General features: G+C 70.9%; 19 protein-coding genes. 15 read left to right on the forward strand and 4 right to left on the reverse strand.

Features of this window, described 5'->3' with window-relative positions; all coding sequences use genetic code 11:
- Positions 1–150 precede the first annotated feature (150 nt).
- From ABT254_RS12215 to ABT254_RS12285, 15 genes are all read left to right on the forward strand, one after another.
- Positions 151–1,785 carry an acyl-CoA dehydrogenase family protein gene (locus tag ABT254_RS12215; protein ID WP_351467421.1) on the forward strand — a complete coding sequence of 545 codons (1,635 nt, stop codon included), beginning with the start codon at positions 151–153 and terminating at the stop codon, positions 1,783–1,785.
- A gap of 293 nt (positions 1,786–2,078) precedes the next feature.
- Positions 2,079–3,368, forward strand: a complete 1,290-nt coding sequence (locus tag ABT254_RS12220; protein WP_351467424.1) for a GAF domain-containing protein — start codon at positions 2,079–2,081, stop codon at positions 3,366–3,368.
- 174 nt (positions 3,369–3,542) lie between these two features.
- Positions 3,543–4,820 carry a hypothetical protein gene (locus ABT254_RS12225; protein WP_351467427.1) on the forward strand — a complete coding sequence of 426 codons (1,278 nt, stop codon included), beginning with the start codon at positions 3,543–3,545 and terminating at the stop codon, positions 4,818–4,820.
- A 132-nt stretch (positions 4,821–4,952) separates the two neighbouring features.
- Complete coding sequence (locus ABT254_RS12230) at positions 4,953–5,525, forward strand: GNAT family N-acetyltransferase (protein ID WP_351467430.1); 573 nt, start codon at positions 4,953–4,955, stop codon at positions 5,523–5,525.
- Between the two features lie 127 nt (positions 5,526–5,652).
- Positions 5,653–5,736 (forward strand): putative leader peptide, encoded by an 84-nt coding sequence (locus ABT254_RS12235; RefSeq protein ID WP_309486338.1) that lies wholly within the window; start codon positions 5,653–5,655, stop codon positions 5,734–5,736.
- Positions 5,737–5,865: 129 nt separating this feature from the next.
- Entirely contained in the window at positions 5,866–7,563 is a 1,698-nt protein-coding gene (locus tag ABT254_RS12240; protein ID WP_351467432.1) for a nitrite/sulfite reductase, read from the forward strand.
- The gene (locus ABT254_RS12245) at positions 7,560–7,739 is read left to right on the forward strand and encodes a hypothetical protein (RefSeq protein ID WP_351467435.1); all 180 of its coding nucleotides are present in this window, start codon (positions 7,560–7,562) and stop codon (positions 7,737–7,739) included. Before ABT254_RS12240 ends, ABT254_RS12245 begins: the two co-directional genes overlap by 4 nt.
- Complete coding sequence (locus ABT254_RS12250) at positions 7,736–8,446, forward strand: phosphoadenylyl-sulfate reductase (protein WP_344401984.1); 711 nt, start codon at positions 7,736–7,738, stop codon at positions 8,444–8,446. The genes ABT254_RS12245 and ABT254_RS12250 overlap by 4 nt, the downstream gene beginning before the upstream one ends.
- Entirely contained in the window at positions 8,443–9,009 is a 567-nt protein-coding gene (gene cysC, locus ABT254_RS12255) for an adenylyl-sulfate kinase (protein WP_344401983.1), read from the forward strand. Before ABT254_RS12250 ends, cysC begins: the two co-directional genes overlap by 4 nt.
- The gene (gene cysD, locus ABT254_RS12260; protein WP_351467440.1) at positions 9,006–9,944 is read left to right on the forward strand and encodes a sulfate adenylyltransferase subunit CysD; all 939 of its coding nucleotides are present in this window, start codon (positions 9,006–9,008) and stop codon (positions 9,942–9,944) included. The genes cysC and cysD overlap by 4 nt, the downstream gene beginning before the upstream one ends.
- A 2-nt stretch (positions 9,945–9,946) precedes the next feature.
- A complete protein-coding gene (locus tag ABT254_RS12265) occupies positions 9,947–11,275 on the forward strand; it encodes a sulfate adenylyltransferase subunit 1 (protein WP_351467443.1) in 1,329 nt (442 codons plus the stop codon).
- Between the two features lie 231 nt (positions 11,276–11,506).
- The gene (locus ABT254_RS12270) at positions 11,507–12,619 is read left to right on the forward strand and encodes an aliphatic sulfonate ABC transporter substrate-binding protein (protein ID WP_351467446.1); all 1,113 of its coding nucleotides are present in this window, start codon (positions 11,507–11,509) and stop codon (positions 12,617–12,619) included.
- A gap of 35 nt (positions 12,620–12,654) precedes the next feature.
- Positions 12,655–13,440 carry an ABC transporter ATP-binding protein gene (locus ABT254_RS12275; RefSeq protein ID WP_351467449.1) on the forward strand — a complete coding sequence of 262 codons (786 nt, stop codon included), beginning with the start codon at positions 12,655–12,657 and terminating at the stop codon, positions 13,438–13,440.
- Complete coding sequence (locus tag ABT254_RS12280; protein WP_351467452.1) at positions 13,427–14,329, forward strand: ABC transporter permease; 903 nt, start codon at positions 13,427–13,429, stop codon at positions 14,327–14,329. The genes ABT254_RS12275 and ABT254_RS12280 overlap by 14 nt, the downstream gene beginning before the upstream one ends.
- 6 nt (positions 14,330–14,335) lie before the next feature.
- Positions 14,336–15,076 carry a sirohydrochlorin chelatase gene (locus ABT254_RS12285; RefSeq protein ID WP_351467455.1) on the forward strand — a complete coding sequence of 247 codons (741 nt, stop codon included), beginning with the start codon at positions 14,336–14,338 and terminating at the stop codon, positions 15,074–15,076.
- 121 nt (positions 15,077–15,197) lie between these two features.
- On the opposite strand, the gene ABT254_RS12290 is transcribed toward ABT254_RS12285, so the two are convergent.
- From ABT254_RS12290 to ABT254_RS12305, 4 genes are read right to left on the reverse strand one after another with little or no spacing between them, the layout of a single operon-like run.
- Positions 15,198–15,815, reverse strand: a complete 618-nt coding sequence (locus tag ABT254_RS12290) for a mycothiol-dependent nitroreductase Rv2466c family protein (RefSeq protein WP_351467458.1) — start codon at positions 15,813–15,815, stop codon at positions 15,198–15,200.
- Between the two features lie 55 nt (positions 15,816–15,870).
- Positions 15,871–16,467: a TIGR03086 family metal-binding protein gene (locus tag ABT254_RS12295; protein WP_351467461.1), complete on the reverse strand. Its 597-nt coding sequence runs from the start codon at positions 16,465–16,467 to the stop codon at positions 15,871–15,873.
- A 10-nt stretch (positions 16,468–16,477) separates the two neighbouring features.
- Positions 16,478–17,518, reverse strand: coding sequence for a ketopantoate reductase family protein (locus ABT254_RS12300; protein WP_351467464.1), 1,041 nt, complete (start codon positions 17,516–17,518; stop codon positions 16,478–16,480).
- Between the two features lie 56 nt (positions 17,519–17,574).
- On the reverse strand, positions 17,575–18,123 hold the full coding sequence (locus tag ABT254_RS12305; RefSeq protein WP_351467467.1) for a DUF1697 domain-containing protein: 549 nt from the start codon (positions 18,121–18,123) through the stop codon (positions 17,575–17,577).
- Between the last annotated feature and the right edge of the window lie 148 nt (positions 18,124–18,271).

Here is an 18,271-nt window from a genome sequence, read left to right on the forward strand (position 1 = left end):
AAGCGGGGTGCAGGGGGCGCAGCCCCCACCGGGGTCGAAGGGGCGAGGCCCGGGGACGGGGCGGGGAGGGGCGGCGGGGGCGAGAACCGACCGCCCCTGGGGCCGAGGGCCGTGCGTGACCCCCGCCCCGCCCCGAGGTACTTTCGCCGCATGGCAGGCACCACGCACACCGTGACCAACCAGCCCCCGCCCCTGGCCGACTACGACCTCTTCGGCGGCGACCGTGCCCTCACCGCGGCCGTCGAACGGCATCTGGACCCCGAGCTGCTCGACGAGGCGCGCGGCGAGCTGGCCGCGCTCGGCCGGGCCTCCGGTTCGGCGCAGCTGCAGGAGTGGGCGGTCCAGGCCAACGAGAACCCGCCCCGGCTGCGCACCCACGACCGCCACGGCCACCGTCTCGACGAGGTCGACTTCCACCCCGCCTGGCACCGCCTGCTCGGCAAGGGTGTCGCGGCGGGGCTGACCGCGGCCTGGGTCCGGCCCGGCGGCCATGTCCGCAGAGCCGCCGCGTTCCTGGTGTGGACGCAGGTCGAGGCCGGGAACCTCTGCCCCCTGTCGATGACCCACGCGGCCGTCCCCGCCCTGCGCACCGACCCGGCCCTGGCCGCCGAGTGGGAGCCGCGGCTCACGTCCATGGTCTACGACCGCGAGCTGCGGCCCGCCCGCCTCAAGGCCGGGGCGCTGTTCGGGATGGGCATGACGGAGAAGCAGGGCGGCAGCGACGTACGCGCCAATACGACGAGCGCACGGCCCCTCGCCGAGGAGGGAACATACGAGCTCACCGGGCACAAGTGGTTCTGCTCGGCCCCGATGTCCGACGGTTTCCTGGTGCTCGCCCAGGCTCCGGAAGGGCTCACCTGCTTCCTCGTGCCACGCGTCCTGGAGGACGGCTCCCGCAACGTCTTCCTGATCCAGCGGCTCAAGGACAAGCTCGGCAACCGCTCCAACGCCTCCAGCGAGGTGGAGTTCGACGGCACCTGGGCCCGACGGGTCGGCGAGGAGGGGCGGGGGGTGCGGACCATCATCGACATGGTGGCGGCGACCCGCCTGGACTGCGTGCTGGGCTCGGCGGGTCTGATGCGGCAGGCCGTCGCGCAGGCCGTGCACCACTGCACCTACCGGGAGGCGTTCGGCGCGAAGTTGATCGACAAGCCGCTGATGCGCAACGTCCTGGCCGACCTCGCGCTGGAGTCGGAGGCGGCGACCACACTCGCGCTGCGTCTCGCCGCCGCCTGTGACGAGGGCGGCGAGCAGGAGCGGGCGCTGCTGCGGATCGCCGTGCCGGCCGCCAAGTACTGGGTGACCAAGCGCTGTACACCGGTCGCGGTCGAGGCCGCCGAGTGCCTGGGCGGCAACGGGTACGTCGAGGAGTCGGGACTGCCCCGGCTGGTGCGCGAGTCGCCGCTCAACTCGATCTGGGAGGGCGCGGGCAATGTGCAGGCGCTGGACGTGCTGCGCGCCCTGCAGCGCGAGCCGCAGGCCCTGGGCGCCTACCTCCAGGAGGTCGGCAAGGCCCGCGGCGCCGACCACCGCCTGGACGCCGCGATCAAGGACCTGCTGACCGAGCTGGCCGACCTGGCCGGGATCGAGGGGCGGGCCCGGCGGCTGACGGAGCGGCTCGCGCTGGTGCTCCAGGGTTCGCTGCTCGTCCGGTTCGCCCCACCGGAGGTGGCCGACGCCTTCTGCGCCTCGCGGCTGGGCGGCGACGCGGGCGCGGCCTTCGGGACGCTGCCTCACACACTGGACCTGGCGTCGGTGGTCGAGCGGGCCCGACCGGTGTCCTGACCTGGGCTCCTGTCGTACGGGGGTGGTGCTGCGCCGACACGGCACCACCCCCGCCCAACCGGCCCGTTCGAGGCCACGAACGCCGCTCGGGACGGCGTTGCTCAATATTCAATCAAGCAGGAGCCGGTCCACCAGGGTTGCAAGGGGTTGCAACTTGTTGCTGTCTGCGGCTGGACTGGGCCCGTCCGCCGCGAACGGACGGCACTATGGACGGACAGTACGGACGACTCCGGCTCCGTGGCCGAAACGCGACGGGAAACCGGTTGTCCCGAGCTCTTCTTCCGGGAGGCCCCGTGGTGCACCCGCCGACGGACGTGACGCAGCTCGCCGTGGTCGACACGGCGCGCGCGGCGCGGGTACTCAGCGAGGTCCGCGCCGCCAGGCTGTCCGGGCAGCGCACCCCCGTCGCGCCGCGCCCGGTGATCGAGCAGTCCTGGGGGCGCATGCTGCGCAGCGGCATCGACCCCGAACGCGACCATCGTTCCGGGCTGCTGCCCTCCGACGAGGTGCGGCGGCGCCGGGAGAGCACGACGCTGCGGCACGTCCTGCCGGTGCTGCGGGAAGGGCTGCTGTCGGTCGCGGACGTCGCCCACCACATCATGGTGGTCGCCGACGCGGACGGCCGGGTGCTGTGGCGCGAGGGCAGCCCGGCCGTCCTGCGCAAGGCGGACGGGCTCGGCTTCGAACTGGGCGCCGACTGGCGGGAGGACGTCGTCGGGACGAACGGCGTCGGCACCCCGGCGGTGGTGCGCCGGCCCGTACAGGTCTTCGCCTCCGAGCACTTCGTGCGCTCGCAGACCTCCTGGACCTGTACCGGCGCGCCCATCACGGACCCGCGCGACGGCCGGCTGATCGGTGTCGTGGACGTCAGCGGACCGCTGGAGACGATGCACCCGGCCACGCTCGCCTGGGTGGACTCGGTGGCCAAGCTGGCCGAGGCCCGGCTGCGCGAGCTGCATCTGACCTCGCTGGAGCGGCTGCGCGCGGTGGCCGCGCCGGTGCTGGCCCGGGTGGGCGGCCGGGCCCTGGCGGTGGACCGGGACGGCTGGACCGCGGCGGTGACCGGGATGCCGTACACCAGCCGGATCGCCCTGCCCAAGTCGCTGACGGCGGGCCGCCGGTGGCTGCCGCCGCTCGGGCTGTGCATGGTGGAGCCGCTGGCAGAGGGCTGGCTGGTCCGGGCCACGGACGAGCCGGTGCCGCGCGGCGCCACTCGGATCGTGCTGGACCTGACGCAGTCGCGCCGCTGGTCGGTCACGGTGTCCGGGTCCGCCGGCTCCTGGAGCCATGAACTCAGCCCCCGGCACGCCGAGTTGCTGTATCTGCTCGCCCTGCACCGCGGCGGCCGCAGCGCGGCGGGCCTGGCCGAGGAGGTCTTCCGCGACCCGGCGCGTACGGTGACGGTGCGCGCCGAGATGTCCCGAGTACGGCGCTATCTCGGCGGGTTGCTGGAGCACCGGCCCTACCGCTTCGCGGAGGACGCGGAGGTGGAGCTGCTCCTGCCGGCCGACCCGCGCGATCTGCTGCCGCAGTCGACGGCACCGACCGTGATCAACGCACGGCAGCCGGCCGACTTGCCCTGAGCGTGTCCGACACATACCCCTCAGTGACCACACGGCCGTATCTTCCGCATATTTGCACGGTCTTCGTGCCCTACCGCCCCGGACTGCCGTAGCATCCCTCTACGGGCCACCCCACCTGCTCCTTTGGTCAACACACGGACCAATGGCCGCAGTTGGCCCGCCTCGGGAGGACGTATGAAGCAACGTGGCCGACACCGCAGGCAGAAGCGGGGCCGCGCCCTGCGCGCCTTCCTCGCCGGAACCGCCCTCGCACTCACCGCCGCCGCCACCATGATCAGCGCCTCGCAGGCCACGGTCGGTGACCGGCCCGGGGCCCTGAAGGCACTCGCCGCTTCCGAGCGGACGACCAGGCTGCGGCTCCAGGAGCGGCTGGTTCCGCGCAGCACCCTCGACCGGCTCGCCGCCGCCATGGGCAGGCCCGTCGGCGTGAGCACCGTCCTCGACGACGCCGACCACTCCCTGCTCGGCGCCGCCGACTGTACGACCGGCGAGCGCACGGCGCTGCCCGTGGCGCCCGCTGCCACCCGCGCGTACTGCTGGGACGCCGCCGACACCCGCGGCTGGCGGGCCGGGGCGGTCACCACCTCCGGGGACGCGGACGACGACGGCCACTGGGGCGAGCACCGCGTGATCCTCTCCGGCTGGACCCACCAGGCGGGCAGGTCGGCGAAGCCGGGCCTCGCCCGGGTCGCCTTCGTCGACGCGAGCGACCCCGACCGCCTCACCTACGCCTGGGCGACCCTCGCCGTCCCCGTCGACGGCGGCCGCGACTACCGCGGGCTCACCTCCCCCGTCTCCGGCATGGTCTGGTACCAGGGCAAGCTCCTGGTGACCGCCGCCGACGGCCTGTACGTGTACGACATGCACCGCATCCAGCGGGCCACCGTCGACAGCGGCGCGGTCGGCAGGGTGCGCGGCGGCTGGGCGGCGTACGGCGCACGGTACGTCCTGCCGGCCATCGGCTCGTACCGGCTCACCGGTGGCAGCGCGGCCCGCCCGGCGGCGATCTCGCTCGACCGCAGTACCGCCCCCGACAGCCTCGTGGCGAGCGAGTGGGTCCCCGCGGACAGCGGCCGGCACACCCGGCTGTGGCGCTATGAGTTCAGCAGCGACCCGGCCCGCGCGGGCCTGCTGGCCACCGACCCGGCGGGACGCGCGACCGCGACCGAGGCGTACGAGACGAAGACGGCCGGTGTCGGCGGGGTCCTGTCGTACGGGTCACAGTGGTACCTGGCCCGCGCGGCGGACACCGCGGACGGCCATGGCACCCTGTGGCGGCAGAACACGCACGACGCGAAGGCCACGCGGTGCGGCTCGGACGGGACGAACCGCTGCTGGTTTGGACCCTCCGGGTCCCTCTCTTATTGGGAGGAGACCGGTGAGGTGTGGTCGCAGGGCGGGCGGATGTTGTATGCGTTGCCGCTGAGCTCGGTCGAGAGGGCTCTGGGGTAGCCGCTCCGCAGTGGGGCCGTCGTTCATCTGCGGCGACATCGTGGCTGGTCGCGCAGTTCCCCGCGCCCCTCTGGGGCGCTTCTCCTGGACGCCGATCGACACAGTTGCCGTACAGATGATTCCCTGGCCGCCATGACCAACATTCCCGTGACCACCTGGTCCCTGGAGCAGACCGCACCGACCGACCTCCTCCCGGCCGCCGCGCCGGAAGGGGACGTGCGGGTCGTTCGTTCCGAGGTGCCCTCGCCCGAGTTCAGCCGGTTCCTGTATGCGTCCGTCGGCGGCGACATCCGCTGGATCGACCGGCTGGGCTGGACGTACGCGCGGTGGCAGGAGCACCTGGACCGGCCGGGTGTGGAGACATGGGTTGCATACGACCGGGGAACGCCGGCGGGATACGTCGAACTGGACCCGCAGGACGACGGGGTCGTGGAGATCGTCTACTTCGGTCTGGTGCCGGCCTTCCGGGGGCGGCGGATCGGCGGGCACCTGCTGTCGTACGGCGCCGCCCGCGCCTGGGACCTCGCGGACCGCTGGCCCGGACTGGCGCAGACGAAGCGGGTCTGGCTGCATACGTGCAGCCTGGACGGGGAGCACGCCATGGACAACTATCTGCGCCGGGGCTTCAAGCTCTTCGACACCAAGGTCGAGGAGCAGGCCGAGGTGGCGGCGCCGGGCCCGTGGCCCGGGGCATACCGCGCCTGACCTGCGCCGACAAGACCGGCGGCAGTCGATGTGATCGACGACACCCTTGTCCCGCATTTCGAGACAAGGGTGTCCGCATCTTGGACGAAGCTGGACTGTGTCCAGATTGCCATGACACGCTTCCGTCATGTCTGGAACTGGAATTGCCTTGGTGAGTCGGCGGCACGTCGACCTCGGCCGCATGTCCAGCGCCATCTGTCCGGCGAGCTGACAGCTCCAGCGACGCCCGACATCTCCTGACATTCCCTCTCCACCTGCGCAAAGACGCGCACGTATGCCCATGCGCCCGAACGCGCAGGTCAGAGCCGCTTTCCCGCCTGTCCCGAAGGACGTAACAACCATGGCCGCCACCCCGCAGAAGCCTGCCGCCGCGACTCCCCGCCGCAAGGTGAGCCGTCACCGCGGTGAGGGCCAGTGGGCCGCGGGGCACCACACCCCGCTGAACGGCAACGAGCAGTTCAAGAAGGACGACGACGGTCTCAATGTGCGGACACGCATTGAGACGATCTACTCCAAGCGCGGCTTCGACTCGATCGACCCGAACGACCTGCGCGGACGCATGCGCTGGTGGGGCCTGTACACCCAGCGCAAGCCCGGGATCGACGGCGGCAAGACCGCGATCCTGGAGCCGGAGGAGCTGGACGACAAGTACTTCATGCTGCGGGTGCGCATCGACGGCGGCCGCCTCACCACCCAGCAGCTGCGTGTGATCGGCGAGATCTCTCAGGAGTTCGCGCGGGGCAGCGCGGACATCACCGACCGGCAGAACATCCAGCTGCACTGGATCCGCATCGAGGACGTGCCGGAGATCTGGAACCGCCTGGAGGCCGTCGGGCTGTCCACGACCGAGGCCTGCGGTGACACCCCGCGCGTGATCATCGGCTCACCCGTCGCCGGTATCGCCGAGGACGAGATCATCGACGGCACCCGGGCCATCGACGAGATCCACGAGCGTTACATCGGCAGCAAGGAGTTCTCCAACCTGCCCCGCAAGTTCAAGACGGCGATCTCCGGCTCCCCGCTGCTCGACGTGGTCCACGAGATCAACGACATCGCGTTCGTCGGCGTCAAGCACCCCGAGCACGGCCCCGGCTTCGACCTGTGGGTCGGCGGCGGCCTCTCCACCAACCCGAAGCTGGGCGTCCGGCTCGGCGCCTGGGTGCCGCTGGAGGAGGTCCCGGAGGTGTGGGCCGGTGTGGTCGGCATCTTCCGCGACTGGGGCTACCGGCGGCTGCGCACCCGCGCCCGTCTGAAGTTCCTGGTCGCCGACTGGGGCCCGGAGAAGTTCCGCCAGGTCCTGGAGGACGACTACCTCAAGCGCAAGCTGGTCGACGGTCCGGCACCCACCGAGCCCTCCGGCCGCTGGCGCGACCACGTCGGTGTGCACCGGCAGAAGGACGGCCGGTTCTACGTCGGCTTCGCCCCGCGCGTCGGCCGCGTCGACGGCGCCACCCTCACGAAGATCGCCGAGGTCGCCGAGGCCCACGGCTCGGGCCGGGTGCGGACGACCGTCGAGCAGAAGATGATCGTCCTCGACGTCGAGGAGGCTCAGGTCGAGCCGCTGGTCGAGGCCCTGGAGGCGCTGGACCTGACGGCCAAGCCGTCCCCCTTCCGGCGCGGCACCATGGCCTGCACCGGCATCGAGTACTGCAAGCTGGCCATCGTCGAGACCAAGCAGCGCGGTTCGTCCCTGATCGACGAACTGGAGCGCCGCATCCCGGAGTTCGACGAGCCCATCACCATCAACATCAACGGCTGCCCGAACGCCTGCGCCCGTATCCAGGTGGCGGACATCGGTCTCAAGGGCCAGCTCGTCCTCAACGACCAGGGCGAGCAGGTCGAGGGCTACCAGGTGCACCTCGGCGGTGCGCTGGGCCTGGAGGCCGGGTTCGGCCGCAAGGTCCGCGGCCTGAAGGTCACGTCCGAGGAGCTGCCCGACTACGTCGAGCGTGTCCTCAAGCGGTTCCAGGCCGAGCGTGAGGACGGCGAGCGGTTCGCCGCCTGGGCCTCCCGCGCGTCCGAGGAGGCCCTCTCGTGAGCGAGCGGGCCGCCCCCTTCTACTGCCCCTACTGCGGCGACGAGGACCTGCGTCCGTCCGAGCAGGGCCACGGCGCGTGGGAATGCGCTGCGTGCAACCGGGCTTTTCAGCTGAAGTTCCTCGGGCTGCTCGCCCGGGGCCTTCAGCAATCCGAAGCAGGGGGAGACACGAAATGACCGCCGTTCAGGAAGAGAAGGCGACCGAGGACCTCAAGGCGCTCGCCGAGCAGGCCGGCCGTGATCTGGAGGACGCCTCCGCGCTGGAGATCCTCCAGTGGGCGGCCGAGACCTTCGGCAAGCGTTTCTGCGTGACCTCGTCGATGGAGGACGCGGTGGTCGCCCACCTCGCCTCCCGCGCCATGCCCGGCGTGGACGTGGTGTTCCTCGACACGGGCTACCACTTCCCGGAGACCATCGGCACCCGCGACGCGGTCGAGGCCGTGATGGACGTCAACGTCATCACGCTGACCCCGCGTCAGACCGTCGCCGAGCAGGACGCGGAGTACGGCCCGAAGCTGCACGACCGCGACCCCGACCTGTGCTGCAAGCTGCGCAAGGTCCAGCCGCTGGAGCAGGGCCTGAAGAACTATGTGGCCTGGGCGACCGGTCTGCGCCGCGACGAGTCCCCGACCCGGGCGAACACCCCGGTCGTCGGCTGGGACGAGAAGCGCCGGAAGGTCAAGATCTCCCCGATCGCCCGCTGGACGCAGGACGACGTGGACGCCTACGTCGCCGAACACGGCGTACTGACCAACCCGCTGCTGATGGACGGCTACGCGTCCGTCGGCTGCGCCCCCTGCACCCGCCGCGTCCTGGAGGGCGAGGACGCGCGCGCCGGCCGCTGGGCCGGCAGCGCCAAGACCGAGTGCGGGCTGCACGGATGACGACGACAGACATTCAGGAGACGAACGTGACGACCGGAGCCACCGTCTGGCTCACGGGTCTGCCGAGTGCCGGCAAGACCACCATCGCGTACGAGCTGGCCGGCCGGCTGCGCGAGGAGGGCCACCTCGTCGAGGTGCTCGACGGCGACGAGATCCGCGAGTTCATCTCGGCGGGCCTCGGCTTCAGCCGCGAGGACCGGCACACCAACGTGCAGCGCATCGGCTTCCTCGCCGAACTGCTCGCCCGCAACGGCGTCAAGGCGCTCGTCCCGGTGATCGCGCCCTACGCGGACAGCCGCGAGGCGGTGCGCAAGCGCCACCAGGAGGGCGGGGCGCCGTACATCGAGGTGCATGTGGCGACCCCGGTCGAGGTGTGCTCCGTACGTGATGTGAAGGGTCTGTACGCCAAGCAGGCGGCGGGCGAGCTGTCCGGGCTCACCGGGGTGGACGACCCCTACGAGGAGCCCGAGACGCCCGATCTGCGCATCGAGTCGCAGCACCAGACCGTCCAGGAGTCCGCGGCCGCGGTCCACGCGCTGCTCACCGAAAGGGGACTGGCATGACGACGACCGTCGCTGCGGTCGAGGAGGGCACGGCCTCCCCGTACGCCCTCTCGCACCTGGACGCACTCGAGTCCGAGGCGGTGCACATCTTCCGCGAGGTGGCGGGCGAGTTCGAGCGGCCGGTGATCCTGTTCTCCGGCGGCAAGGACTCCATCGTCATGCTGCACCTGGCGCTGAAGGCCTTCGCGCCGGCCGCGGTGCCCTTCTCGCTGCTGCACGTGGACACCGGGCACAACTTCCCCGAGGTCCTGGAGTACCGCGACCGGACGGTGGCCAAGCACGGGCTGCGGCTGCACGTCGCGTCGGTGCAGGACTACATCGACCGGGGGGTGCTCAAGGAGCGCCCGGACGGCACCCGCAACCCGCTGCAGACGCTGCCGCTGACGGAGAAGATCCAGGCGGAGAAGTTCGACGCGGTCTTCGGCGGCGGCCGGCGTGATGAGGAGAAGGCGCGCGCCAAGGAGCGGGTGTTCTCCCTGCGGGACGAGTTCTCGCAGTGGGACCCGCGCCGCCAGCGCCCCGAGCTGTGGAACCTGTACAACGGCCGCCACGCGCCCGGCGAGCACGTGCGCGTCTTCCCGCTGTCCAACTGGACCGAGCTGGACGTGTGGCAGTACATCGCCCGCGAGGGCATCGAGCTGCCGGAGATCTACTTCGCGCACGAGCGCGAGGTGTTCGCGCGCAACGGGATGTGGCTGACCGCGGGCGAGTGGGGCGGTCCCAAGGACGGCGAGACCGTCGAGAAGCGGCTCGTCCGGTACCGGACCGTCGGCGACATGTCCTGCACGGGCGCCGTCGACTCGGACGCCGTGACGCTGGAGCAGGTCATCACGGAGATCGCCGCCTCCCGGCTCACCGAGCGCGGCGCCACCCGCGCCGACGACAAGATGTCCGAGGCCGCGATGGAAGACCGTAAGCGCGAGGGGTACTTCTAGGCATGAGCACGACCACGGAAATCTCCGAGACGACCCTTCTGCGGTTCGCGACCGCCGGTTCGGTCGACGACGGCAAGTCCACGCTCGTCGGCCGGCTGCTGCACGACTCCAAGTCGGTGCTCGTCGACCAGCTGGAGGCCGTCGAGCGCGCCTCCGCGAGCCGCGGCCAGGAGGCCCCCGACCTCGCGCTGCTGACGGACGGTCTGCGGGCCGAGCGCGAGCAGGGCATCACGATCGACGTGGCCTACCGCTACTTCGCCACGCCCCGGCGGCGGTTCATCCTCGCCGACACGCCCGGCCATGTGCAGTACACCCGCAACATGGTGACGGGTGCCTCCACCGCCGAGCTGACGGTGATCCTGGTCGACGCCCGCAACGGCGTCGTCGAGCAGACCCGCCGCCACGCCGCGATCGCCGCGCTCCTGCGCGTCCCGCACGTCGTCCTCGCCGTCAACAAGATGGACCTGGTCGACTACAAGGAGCCGGTCTTCGCCGCGATCGCCGAGGAGTTCACGGCGTACGCGACCGAGCTGGGCGTCCCCGAGGTCACCGCGATCCCGATCTCGGCGCTCGCCGGTGACAACGTGGTGGAGCCGTCCGCCAACATGGACTGGTACGGCGGCCCGACGGTGCTCGAACACCTGGAGACGGTGCCGGTCACACACGACCTGAGCCACTGCCACGCGCGCCTTCCCGTGCAGTACGTGATCCGCCCGCAGACCGCCGAGCACCCGGACTACCGGGGCTACGCGGGTCAGATCGCCGCGGGTTCCTTCCACGTCGGCGAGGCCGTCACCGTGCTCCCCTCGGGCCGTGCCTCCCGCATCTCCGGCATCGACCTGCTCGGTGAGCCGGTCGACGTCGCCTGGACCACCCAGTCGGTGACGGTCCTCCTGGAGGACGACATCGACATCTCGCGCGGCGACCTGATCGTGCCCAGCAAGGACGCCCCGGCGACCACGCAGGACATCGAGGCGACCGTCTGCCACGTCGCCGACCAGGCACTGACCATCAACCACCGGGTGCTGCTCAAGCACGGCACCCGCACGGTCAAGGCCATCGTCAAGGACATCCCGTCCCGTCTCACGCTCGACGACCTGTCCCTGCACCCGCACCCGGGACAGCTCGTCGCCAACGACATCGGCCGTGTGAAGATCCGCACCGCGGAACCGCTGCCGGTGGACTCCTACGCCGACTCGCGCCGCACCGGCTCGTTCATCCTGATCGACCCGAACGACGGCACCACGCTCACCGCGGGCATGGTCGGCGAGTCGTTCGCGTCCCCGGAGCCGGTCAAGGACGAGTCCGACGACGACGGTTGGGACTTCTGACATGAACTCCCTCGACTACTACTCCACGTTCGCGAAGGAGGGCGGCCGCGTCGGCAGCGGCGCTCTGGGCAGCGGGCAGGGCGGAGTGGCGCGATGTGTGCGTTGACGTACGCGCACTGCCTGCGCGCCCCGTCCCCCCACCCGACGTCCCGGAAGCGACGAAGACCTGCCGACCTCCCGGCCACGACCTGAAAGACCGTGACCGCCGGGCCTCCGAGAGGAACACCTCCCGTGCCTGTCAACCGCTCAACGTTCCTTCGCCGCGGCATAGCCGTGGTAGCCGCACTTCCGCTCCTCACGCTCGCCGCTTGCGGCTACGGGTCGGACTCCAAGGACACCAACTCGAACGAGAAGGTCGCCGCGGGCTCCAAGAAGATCGACGGCCTCTCCTCCGTCAAGATCGGCTACTTCGGCAACCTGACCCACGCGACCGCGCTGGTCGGCCGTGAGCAGGGCCTCTTCCAGAAGGAACTCGGCGCCACCAAGGCCGACTACCAGATCTTCAACGCCGGCCCGTCCGAGATCGAGGCCCTCAACTCCGGCGCGATCGACATCGGCTGGATCGGCCCGTCCCCGGCGATCAACGGCTACACCAAGTCCAAGGGCACCAACCTGCGCATCATCGGCGGTTCGGCGTCCGGCGGCGTGAAGCTGGTCGTCAACCCGAAGAAGATCAAGTCCCTGAAGGACGTCAAGGGCAAGAAGATCGCCACCCCGCAGCTCGGCAACACCCAGGACGTGGCGTTCCTCAACTGGGTCGCGGACCAGGGCTGGAAGGTCGACGCGCAGAGCGGCAAGGGTGACGTCTCGGTCATCCGCACCGACAACAAGATCACCCCGGACGCCTACAAGGCCGGTTCCATCGACGGCGCCTGGGTGCCGGAGCCGACCGCGTCCAAGCTGGTCGCCGAGGGCGCGAAGGTGCTGCTCGACGAGTCGTCGCTGTGGCCGGACAAGAAGTTCGTGATCACGAACATCATCGTGTCGCAGAAGTTCCTCAAGGCCCACCCGAAGGCCGTCGAGGCCGTGCTGAAGGCCTCGGTCGAGTCCAACAAGTGGATCAACGCCAACCCCGACGAGGCGAAGGCGGCGGCGAACAAGCAGCTGGAGGCGGACTCCGGCAAGGCGCTCCCGGCGAACGTCCTGGACCCGGCGTGGAAGTCCATCCAGTTCACCAATGACCCGCTGGCCTCCACCCTCAACACCGAGGCGCAGCACGCGGTCAAGGCCGGTCTGCTGGAGGACCCGCTGCTGAAGGGCATCTACGACCTCACGGCCCTCAACAAGGTCCTCAAGGCCGACGGCGAGAGCACGGTCGACGACGCCGGTCTCGGCGCCCAGTAGTCCCGGATCCCGAGAGTTCCCAGGAGGTGACGATCATGGCCACCGCGATCGCCAAGGCCGACCGCGCCGAGTCGGTGGAGTACGCCGCGCGTATCGAGCACGTCTCGAAGTCCTTCGCCGGACCTGCCGGGCAGCAGCTCGTCCTGGACGACATCACCCTGGATGTCGCACCGGGCGAGTTCGTCACCCTCCTGGGGGCCTCGGGCTGTGGCAAGTCCACGCTGCTCAACCTGGTCGCGGGTCTCGACGACCCGACGGCGGGCAGTATCACGACCGAGGGGCGTCCTGCCCTGATGTTCCAGGAGCACGCCCTCTTCCCGTGGCTGACCGCGGGCAAGAACATCGAACTCGCCCTGAAGCTCGGGGGGGTTGCGAAGAACGACCGGCGCGACCGCGCCGAGGAACTGCTCGAACTCGTCCGGCTCAAGGGCGCGTACGGCAAGCGGGTGCACGAGCTCTCCGGCGGTATGCGCCAGCGCGTCGCGCTGGCGCGCGCCCTGGCCCAGGAGAGCCGGCTCCTGCTGATGGACGAGCCGTTCGCGGCACTGGACGCGATCACGCGCGACGTGCTGCACGACGAGCTGACCCGGATCTGGCAGGAGAAGGCGCTGTCGGTCCTGTTCGTCACGCACAACGTGCGCGAGGCGGTGCGGCTTGCGCAGCGCGTCGTCCTGCTCTCGTCCCGGCCCGGCCGGGTGGCGCGCGAGTGGACGGTGGAGATCCCGCAGCCGCGCCGGATCGAGGACGCCCCCGTGGCCGAACTGTCCCTTGAGATCACCGAAGAACTGCGTGGGGAGATCCGTCGTCATGGCCAGCACTGAGACCACCGAGACGGCGGCGGCCAAGGACTCGACCGGCCTCGGCGGCCTGGAGGCCGGCCTCGACGCCCTGGAGACCTCGGCCACCGGCCGTACGCCCTTCCGGAAGACCTTCGTCGACAAGATCCTGCCGCCGATCGTCGCGATAGCGGTGATCCTGGTCGTCTGGCAGGGACTGATCTCGCTGAAGATCGTCGACGATCCGACCAAGCTGCCCTCGCCGGCCGACGTGGGGGCGGAGTTCAAGGACGCCTGGCTCAAGGGCGATCTCCTCGGCTACATCTGGACGAGCGTCTCACGCGGTCTGCTCGGCTTCCTGTTCGCCCTGGTGATCGGCACGCCGCTCGGCCTGATCGTGGCGCGCGTGAAGTTCATCCGTGCGGCGATCGGCCCGATCCTGTCCGGCCTGCAGTCCCTGCCCTCGGTGGCCTGGGTGCCGGCGGCCGTGATCTGGCTGGGTCTGTCGAACTCGGCGATGTACGCGGTGATCCTGCTCGGCGCGGTCCCCTCCATCGCCAACGGCCTGGTCTCCGGCATCGACCAGGTGCCTCCGCTGTTCCTGCGGGCGGGCCGCACGATGGGCGCGACCGGGCTGAACGGGGCCCGGCACATCGTGCTGCCGGCGGCCCTGCCGGGCTACCTGGCCGGTCTGAAGCAGGGCTGGGCCTTCTCCTGGCGCTCGCTGATGGCGGCGGAGATCATCGCCGTCTCCCCCGACCTGGGCGTCGGCCTGGGCGCGCTGCTGGAGAACGGCCGCACCAACAGCTCCATGGCCATGGTCTTCGAGGCCATCATCCTGATCCTGTTCGTCGGCATCGCCATCGACCTGCTGATCTTCAGCCCGCTGGAGCGACGGGTCCTGCGCAGCCGCGGTCTGCTGGTGAAGAGCTGAAGTCCCATGCACACGAAGCCCGTTCTCCTCGTCATCGCCCACGGCAGCCGCGATCCGCGGCACGCCGCGACGGTGCACGCCCTTGTCCGCCGGGTGCGCTCGCTGCGCCCGGACGTACGGGTGGAGACGGGCTTCCTGGACTTCAACATCCCGTCGGTGCACGCGGTGCTGGAGTCGTTGGCGGCGGAGGGCGTCCGTGACGTCGTGGCCCTTCCCCTTCTGCTGACCCGCGCCTTCCACGCGAAGGCGGACATCCCCGCCGTCCTGCGGGACGCGCCGCGGCGGCTGCGCATCCGCCAGGCGGAGGTTCTCGGCCCCTCGCCGCTGCTCCTGTCCGCCCTCGAACGCCGTTTGTACGAGGCCGGATTGACGCCCGGCGACAAGTCCTCGACCGGGGTCGTACTGGCCTCGGCGGGGTCCACCGACCCGGAGGCGATCGCAGTGATCGCAGAAATCGCGCGGGAGTGGCGGCACACCGGTTGGTGCGCCGTGCGGCCTGCGTTCGCCTCCGCATCCCTGCCCCGTACCGAGGACGCGGTGCGGGAACTGAGGGCACTGGGCTGCGAGCGCGTCGCGGTCGCCCCGTACGTCCTGGCCCCCGGTTTCCTGCCGGACCGCATCGCGCGGGGCGCGGCGCAGGCGGACGTACTCGCCGAGGTGCTCGGCCCCGCGCCGGAAGTGGCGCGTGTTCTGCTGGAACGCTACGACAGCGCTGCAACACCGGTCCTGGCGGCGGTGAGCGCTTGATTTTCCCAGGCGGCACCCGCCACTGAATGGGAATCACGTGGGCGACCTCGTGGTCTGTCTCCATCCGCACCACACCGCACGGCGCGACGGTGAGCGCGGAACGCCCCTCGTCCATCCGGGACTAGTCGAAGGACAGCCCGCCCGTGCGGGTGCGCTTCAGTTCGAAGAAGTCCGGGGCGGTCGCCAGCACCCGGAAGCTGTCGAAGAGTTCGGCCGCCCGGGCGCCGCGCGGGATCGCCCTCAGTACGGGGCCGAACCACACCGTTCCGTCGACATGGATGGTGGGCGTGCCCACATAGCCGCCCGATTCCGGCTCGGTGCCCGTGTCGTGGCTGCGGCGTACGGCCTCGTCGTACGCCGGGTCGTGCGCGGCGGTGGCGAGATCCGCGGGGAGGCCGAGTTCGGCGAGGGAGTCGGTGATCACCTCGTCGAAGTCCTCGGCCTTGCGCTCGTGGATCCGGGTGCCGAACGCCGTGTACAGGTCGCGCAGGACCTTCTCGCCGTGCCGCTCGGCTGCGGCCACCGCGACCCGTACCGGGCCGATCGACTTGTCGACCAGCTCCCGGTACCAGTCCGGGAGTTCGTTGCCGAGGTTGTGCAGGTAGAGGCTCATCGCATGGAACCGGAGGTCGAGCGGGCGTTCGCGCTCGACCTCCAGGAGCCAGCGGGAGGTGATCCAGGCGAAGGGGCAGGCGGGGTCGAACCAGAAGTCGACCCGGGTCGGCGAGGTGATCGTCATGGGGTCGACGGTAGTGGCCGAGTGGTGCAGTGTCCCGGCCCAATCCAATGCCCTTTCAGTGGCCCAATTGGGGGTCCCGGCCACTGGCGGCGAGCGCCCGGTCGAACACCGGGGCGTCCTCCGGCACCGGCACCGGGTCGGCGAAGCCGTCGTACTGCCGGTAGAGGTCGCCGTGCTTCTCGACCACGCCGAGGACGAGGCGGGCCGCCTCGTCCGAGACGTGGAAGTGCTGGCCGGTGGCGGTGGCGACGTCCCAGCCGTGCACCGCCATCTCCTTGATGACCATCGAGGCGATCTCGGCGGCGGGCATCTTCGCCATGCCCAGGTCGACCTCGCCCTCCCACACCGCGGGGTCGGCCCAGGCCGCGACGGCGCGGTCCAGCTGGGCGGCGTAGGCCGCGGGCCACTCGGGGTCGGCGGTGAAGTCGCGGGCGGTCAGCTCCTCGGGGAGCTGTTCGCGCAGGGCGCGGTGCTCCAGGCCGTGGGAGGTGTAGAGCACCCAGTGGTTGACCAGGGCGCGGACGTCCCAGTCGGGGCAGTGGGTGGGGTTGCCGAGCCGGTCCGCCGGGACGCCGCGCGCCACACGCGCCGCCTCGGCGGCACACTCGGTCATGTACGTGTGCAGGTGCTTGGGGTCGTCGTCGTACGTCATGCGCCCCACGTTAGGAGGAGGCCGCTCCGGGCTCTTGAACAAACGCGACAGCCTCGTCGGCAAGGCGGACGAGCTCTGCGACCGGCAGGGATCCGGGGGTCCGGCGCTCGCGCGCGAAGGTGTTGGCGAGGTGCTGGAGAAGCTCGTTGAGCGGGGTCGGTACGCCGTGCAGACGGCCCAGCAGGGCGATCTCGCCGTTGAGGTGGTCGGCCTCGATGGTGCCGGTGCCGCGGGTGAGGGACTGCCAGGAGGAGCCGCCGCCGCGCGGGGCGCCGTCGAGGGGGACCAGATCGACCTTGTGGCCGCGAACCGCCTTCTGCTCCTCGGCGCTCGCGTACGCGATCCCGGCGGCGTCGAGCACGGCCTCGCCCTCGGCGCGCACGCGCGCGTACAGCGCCACGGCCTCGTCACCGGCGATCGGCCCGGCGACCGCCTCCAGCGCGTTGCCCAGGTTGGCGAGGAGCTTGGCGTACTGCCAGCGCGCCACGTCCGGCACGACCGGTGCCTCGAAGTACCCCGTCTTCTCCAGGTCGGCACCGACCAGCCGTACCGTCTCGTCGGTGCCGTGGGGAAAGCGGCCCAGATGCAGGATGCCGGTGAGCGGGGCGCCTGCGGCGGAGACGACGCCCGGTTCGACGAACGTCGAGGGCAGCCAGACGCAGACGCCGTACACCCGCCGGAAGACCCGCAGGGCGAGCCGCGGGCCCTCGACTCCGTTCTGCGCGCAGAACAACGGCAGCCGCTCGGCCGCGGTGCCGCCGCCGGCGACCGGCGCCGGGCCCCAGGCCCGCAGCGCGCCCACGGTGTCCTGCGTCTTCACGGCGAGGACGAGCACGTCGTCGGCCCTCAACTCGCCCAGCTCGTCCGGCCCTTCGACGGTCGGCAGCCGGTGGGTGTACTCGCCGTCAGGCACCTTCAGCCGCAGCCCGTCTTCCCGTAGTGCCGCGTGGTGCGCACCCCGCGCGACCAGAACCACCTCGTGCCCCGCACCCGCGAGCCGCCCGCCGACCGAACCGCCGACGGCTCCCGCTCCGATGATGATGTAACGCATGCAAGGAGCCTCGCACAGTCGTGTGTACGTGCCATGAAGAGCCGGGCTTGGCGGGGTCACTCCCCCGTGAGCTCCACCAGCTTCAAGACGGTGTTCCAGTTGCGGCTCGTGGCGATCAGGCCTTTGTTGATACGGGGTTTGGCGAGGTGGACGGCGAGCCGGGAGCGGCCGAGGCCGTCCGGCGCGTACAGGTACAGAGCGCGGTCGCCGAGGCGGAACTCCTCCGGGAGGTAGGCCTCCCGGTCGATCTCCGCGAACCGTTCGGCGTCCACCGGGGCGGAGAAGTAGGTGACGTGGAGCTGCTTGGGCTCCAGTTCGGCGGCCGGGAACGGGCAGGCCTCGGCGACGGCCCTGAGGTAGGCGTGGTCGCGCACGATCACGTCGACGGCGAAGCCGAAGTGCTTCTGGATGGCCTGCGCGAGTTCGGCGGCCAGGGACTCCTCGTCACCGTGACCGGACGCGAAGACGGCCTGGCCGCTCTGCAGATGGGTGCGTACGCGCTCGTAGCCGAGGCCGTCCATCAGCTGCCGCAGTTCGGCCATCGGGAGCTTCTTCTTGCCGCCCACGTTGATCCCGCGCAGCAGCGCCGCATACGTCGTCGTCATGGCGCACACCATAAAGCGGCCGTCGTGCCCCGTGGGGGTGGGCACGACGGCCGCCGCGTCCGCTCGGGCGGACTGCCCGAAACTCTGTCCGAACCCGGGGCTGCGGATCAACCGATACACGCAGCTGTGACTTGTTCAACAAGGTTTC

Source organism: Streptomyces sp. NPDC001137 (assembly GCF_040298885.1).
Lineage (GTDB): Bacteria > Actinomycetota > Actinomycetes > Streptomycetales > Streptomycetaceae > Streptomyces.

Bases quoted from the DNA above. Each gene is read 5' to 3' on its own strand.
- ABT254_RS12250 (WP_344401984.1), top strand. From the start codon at position 7,736: ATGACCGCCGTTCAGGAAGAGAAGGCGACCGAGGACCTCAAGGCGCTC.
- ABT254_RS12235 (WP_309486338.1), top strand. From the start codon at position 5,653: ATGTCTGGAACTGGAATTGCCTTGGTGAGTCGGCGGCACGTCGACCTC.
- ABT254_RS12215 (WP_351467421.1), top strand. From the start codon at position 151: ATGGCAGGCACCACGCACACCGTGACCAACCAGCCCCCGCCCCTGGCC.
- ABT254_RS12225 (WP_351467427.1), top strand. From the start codon at position 3,543: ATGAAGCAACGTGGCCGACACCGCAGGCAGAAGCGGGGCCGCGCCCTG.
- ABT254_RS12265 (WP_351467443.1), top strand. From the start codon at position 9,947: ATGAGCACGACCACGGAAATCTCCGAGACGACCCTTCTGCGGTTCGCG.
- cysD (WP_351467440.1), top strand. From the start codon at position 9,006: ATGACGACGACCGTCGCTGCGGTCGAGGAGGGCACGGCCTCCCCGTAC.
- ABT254_RS12240 (WP_351467432.1), top strand. From the start codon at position 5,866: ATGGCCGCCACCCCGCAGAAGCCTGCCGCCGCGACTCCCCGCCGCAAG.
- ABT254_RS12280 (WP_351467452.1), top strand. From the start codon at position 13,427: ATGGCCAGCACTGAGACCACCGAGACGGCGGCGGCCAAGGACTCGACC.
- ABT254_RS12285 (WP_351467455.1), top strand. From the start codon at position 14,336: ATGCACACGAAGCCCGTTCTCCTCGTCATCGCCCACGGCAGCCGCGAT.
- ABT254_RS12300 (WP_351467464.1), bottom strand. From the start codon at position 17,518: ATGCGTTACATCATCATCGGAGCGGGAGCCGTCGGCGGTTCGGTCGGC.
- ABT254_RS12295 (WP_351467461.1), bottom strand. From the start codon at position 16,467: ATGACGTACGACGACGACCCCAAGCACCTGCACACGTACATGACCGAG.
- ABT254_RS12305 (WP_351467467.1), bottom strand. From the start codon at position 18,123: ATGACGACGACGTATGCGGCGCTGCTGCGCGGGATCAACGTGGGCGGC.
- cysC (WP_344401983.1), top strand. From the start codon at position 8,443: ATGACGACGACAGACATTCAGGAGACGAACGTGACGACCGGAGCCACC.
- ABT254_RS12230 (WP_351467430.1), top strand. From the start codon at position 4,953: ATGACCAACATTCCCGTGACCACCTGGTCCCTGGAGCAGACCGCACCG.
- ABT254_RS12290 (WP_351467458.1), bottom strand. From the start codon at position 15,815: ATGACGATCACCTCGCCGACCCGGGTCGACTTCTGGTTCGACCCCGCC.
- ABT254_RS12275 (WP_351467449.1), top strand. From the start codon at position 12,655: ATGGCCACCGCGATCGCCAAGGCCGACCGCGCCGAGTCGGTGGAGTAC.